Below are 3768 nucleotides of genomic sequence, written 5' to 3' on the forward strand. Positions count from 1 at the left end.
AACACGGCCTACCCGTTCGCGGCCGCGTACCTGCTCGTCGCGGGCACGCTGGACGCGCGCTGGGTGATCGGCACGCTGTTCTTCCTCGTGCCGTACAACCTCGCGATGTACGGGATCAACGACGTGTTCGACTACGCCTCCGACCTCGCGAACCCCCGCAAGGGCGGAGTCGAGGGGGCACTGCTGTCGCCGCAGCGGCACCGCACGGTCCTGGTGAGCTCGATCGTGCTCAGCGCACCGTTCGTCGTCGCGCTGATCGTGCTCGGCTCGCCTCTGTCGTGGCTGATCCTGGCGATCAGTCTGTTCGCCGTCGTCGCGTACTCGGCGCCGCCGTTCCGCTTCAAAGAGGTGCCGGTGCTCGACTCGATCACCTCCAGCATCCACTTCGTGAGCCCGGCGGTGTACGGATTCGCGCTCGCCGGCGGGACGGCCACCCCGGGCCTCGTCGCGGTGCTGACCGCCTTCTTCCTCTGGGGTGTGGCGAGCCACGCGTTCGGTGCCGTGCAGGACGTGGTGCCCGACCGCGAGGGGAGCATCTCGTCGATCGCGACGGCTCTGGGCGCCGCTCGCACCGTGCGACTGGCGCTGGCCTGCTGGGCGGCAGCGGGAGTGCTCATGCTCTTCACCGGGTTGCCCGGTGCGCTCGCCGCCGTGCTGGCGCTGCCGTACCTGTGGGCGGCAGCGCCCTACCATTCGGTGTCGGATGCCGACTCAGGTGCGGCGAACCGCGGCTGGCGGCACTTCCTGTGGATCAACTACGCCTGCGGCTTCGTCGTCACGATGCTGCTGATCTGGTACGCGATCGGGCGGTGATCCAGACCGCGGCCAGAGCTCAGCCGAGCTCTTCGGTGAGCTCGAACCAGCGCAGCTCGAGCTCCTCGACCTCGCCCTGCTGAGCCTGGATCTGCTGCATCCGCTCCCCCAGACCCGTGTAGTCCGCCTGATCGTGGTCGGCGAGCGCGTGCCGGGCGCGATCGATCTGGTCGTTGAGCTTCTGCATGCGTCGCTCGAGCGCGGCGATCTCCTTCTCGGCCGCACGGCGCGCGGCCCCGTCCAGTCCGGATGCCTTCGCCGCGGCGCCCGGTGCGCCGGCTCCGCCGGTTCCCGCGGCGGATGAGCCCGCCTGCTCCCGCCTCTCCAGATCGCGCAGCCGCAGGTACTCGTCGATCCCGCCGGGGAGGTGCCGCAGCCGTCCGCGCAGCACGGCGTACTGCTGATCGGTGACCCGCTCGAGGAAGTACCTGTCATGGCTGACCACGAGCAGGGTGCCGGGCCACGAGTCGAGGAGGTCCTCGATGGCGGCGAGCATGTCGGTGTCCATGTCGTTGGTCGGCTCGTCGAGGATGAGCACGTTCGGCTGGTCGAGCAGCACGAGCAGCAGCTGCAGTCGGCGCTGCTGGCCGCCCGAGAGATCCCGCACCGGGGTCGACAGCTGCGCCGACGTGAAGCCGAGGCGCTCGAGCAGCTGCCCGGGCGTGAGCTCTGCCGCCTTCGATCCACTGCCGAACGTGTACGAGGTGCGCAGACCCTCGATGACCGTGCGCACGGGGTCGTTCCAGTGCTGCTCGAGCTCGGAGGTGCGCTGGGTGAGGGTGCGCACCTGCACGGTCTTGCCTCGCTTGACGCGTCCGCTGGTGGGCTCGACGTCACCCGAGACGAGTCCGAGGAGAGTGGACTTGCCGGCGCCGTTGACACCGAGGATGCCGGTGCGCTCACCGGGCGCGATGCGCCACTCGACGTCCTGCAGAACGGTCTTCTCGCCGTACGAGACCCCGGCGTCGAGCAGATCGACCACGTCCTTGCCCAGACGTGACACGGCCAGCGACTGCAGTGAGACGGAGTCGCGGATGGGCGGCACGTCGGCGATCAGGGCGTTCGCGGCGTCGATGCGGAACTTCGGCTTGCTCGTGCGCGCGGGTGCTCCACGGCGCAGCCAGGCGAGCTCCTTGCGGGCGAGGTTCTGCCGCTTCGCCTCGGATGCCGCGGCCATCCGGTCGCGCTCGACGCGCTGCAGGATGTATGCGGCGTAGCCGCCTTCGAACGGCTCGACGATGCGGTCGTGCACCTCCCACGTCGCCGTGCAGATCTCATCGAGGAACCAGCGGTCGTGCGTGACGACCAGCAGCGCGCCGGCGTTCTTCGGCCAGCGGCCCTTGAGGTGCGCCGCGAGCCAGGTGATCGCCTCGACGTCGAGGTGGTTGGTGGGCTCGTCGGCGAAGATCAGGTCCCAGTCCTGGATGAGCAGCTGCGCGAGCTGCACACGACGCCGCTGACCGCCCGAGAGCGATCCTATCCGCGCCTCCCATGGCAGGTCGGTCAGGAGCCCCGCGATCACGTCACGAGTGCGGGCGTCGCCGGCCCATTCGTGCTCCAGCCGATCGCCGACGACCGCCTGCCCGATGCTCATGTCGTCGTCGAGGCTGTCCTGCTGCTCCAGCACACCCACACGCAGCCCACCGCGGCGGGTCACCCGTCCCGAATCCGGCTCGAGGACACCGGCGAGCAGCTTCATGAGGGTCGACTTGCCGTCGCCGTTGCGACCGACGATGCCGATGCGATCGCCCTCGTCGATTCCGACCGTCACCCCATCGAGGACGACCTTGGTCGGATACTCCAGGTGCAGGGCCTCGGCCCCAAGTAGATGTGCCATCACCTCAAGGCTATGCGGTACCCGTGCCCCCGTCGCCCATCGTCGACGAGCGCGACGGCCTGGAGTCGGATCAAAGGCGCGCGGACGGGTGCGGATGCTCGGGACTGGCGCTCAGGCGCTCGACGAGCGGCATGTGCGATGCGGGAAAGCCCGCCGCCCGGTGCAGCCAGACGAAGGCCATCAGCGCCACGAAGCCGGTCAGGACCTTGTCGATCACCGAGGTCAGGATGTTCGAGGAGAAGGCCGCGGCGATCAACGGCAGCCCCATCGTCACGATCGACTCGGTGACCGTGTCGGAGCCGTGCCCGCTGAGGCCGCCGAAGAGGATGACGCCGAGTGGGGCGCCGACCATAGAGCATGCGGTGGCGGCGAGGAGGTTCAGCGCGAAGAACCGCCCGATCCCGTCACCCATCCGCCAGCGCCGGACCCCGTATCCCCAGACGAGTGCTCCCGCCAGATTCACGAGGGCATAGGGGGCGGCACCGGGAGCGCCGACGGCGAAGCCGAGGAGGTTGCCCGCCGTCGCGACGACGGCTCCGTGCCACGGGCCGAGGATGATCGAGGCGGTGGCGGTGCCCGCCATGTCGAGATAGATCGGCAGGTGGAGGGCCTGCACGACCACGATCCCCAGGAGGTTCAAGACGATGCATCCGAGCAGGAGCACGTAAGGGCTCCACCAGCGCGGCTGCTGCGCGCCCGGGAACCGGTCGATGTCAGCCGATGCGGGCAACGCGACGGGCCGCGCCGTCGGCGCCACGCGCTGTCTGGCGGTCGGCTCCGTCGGCCGTCTGAGCTGCCGGGCGCGCTGCGCCCACCGCTCCACCTCGGCCTCGTCCCCTCCGAGGGCGGTCACGATGTCGCGCAGCAGCTCGGGGTCGATCCGGGTGCGGCCGGCGCGGAACACGTCGTAAACCGTGCTGCGCGGCGGATAGGCGGCCGCCGCGGGAAGGCCGCGGGCGACCCGCTGCTCGCCGATCCGCCGTCCGATCGCGGCGTGGGAGACCGGATTCGCCTCCTTGAGGGCGCGAAGGTCGGCGGCGATGCGGTCGAGGGAATCGGGGGCATCGGCGCCGGCTCCGGTGGCGTCGCCCACGGGGTGCTTCTCGTCGCCGCGCTGG

General features: G+C 70.2%; 3 protein-coding genes. 1 reads left to right on the plus strand and 2 read right to left on the minus strand.

What is annotated here, in order from left to right:
* On the plus strand, positions 1 to 813 hold an 813-nt coding region (locus BFN01_RS14320), incomplete at its 5' end, for a prenyltransferase (RefSeq protein ID WP_071645003.1).
* A 19-nt stretch (positions 814 to 832) separates the two neighbouring features.
* Here the strand turns inward: BFN01_RS14320 and BFN01_RS14325 are convergent.
* Together BFN01_RS14325 and BFN01_RS14330 are read right to left on the minus strand one after the other, a co-directional pair.
* Entirely contained in the window at positions 833 to 2650 is a 1818-nt protein-coding gene (locus BFN01_RS14325; RefSeq protein WP_071645004.1) for an ABC-F family ATP-binding cassette domain-containing protein, read from the minus strand.
* A gap of 70 nt (positions 2651 to 2720) precedes the next feature.
* On the minus strand, positions 2721 to 3768 hold a 1048-nt coding region (locus tag BFN01_RS14330; protein ID WP_071645005.1), incomplete at its 5' end, for a hypothetical protein.

This window comes from Microbacterium sp. AR7-10, assembly GCF_001878835.1.
Lineage (GTDB): Bacteria > Actinomycetota > Actinomycetes > Actinomycetales > Microbacteriaceae > Microbacterium > Microbacterium commune.

Coding starts and splice junctions, on each gene's coding strand:
- BFN01_RS14325 (WP_071645004.1), bottom strand. CDS start 2,650: ATGGCACATCTACTTGGGGCCGAGGCCCTGCACCTGGAGTATCCGACC.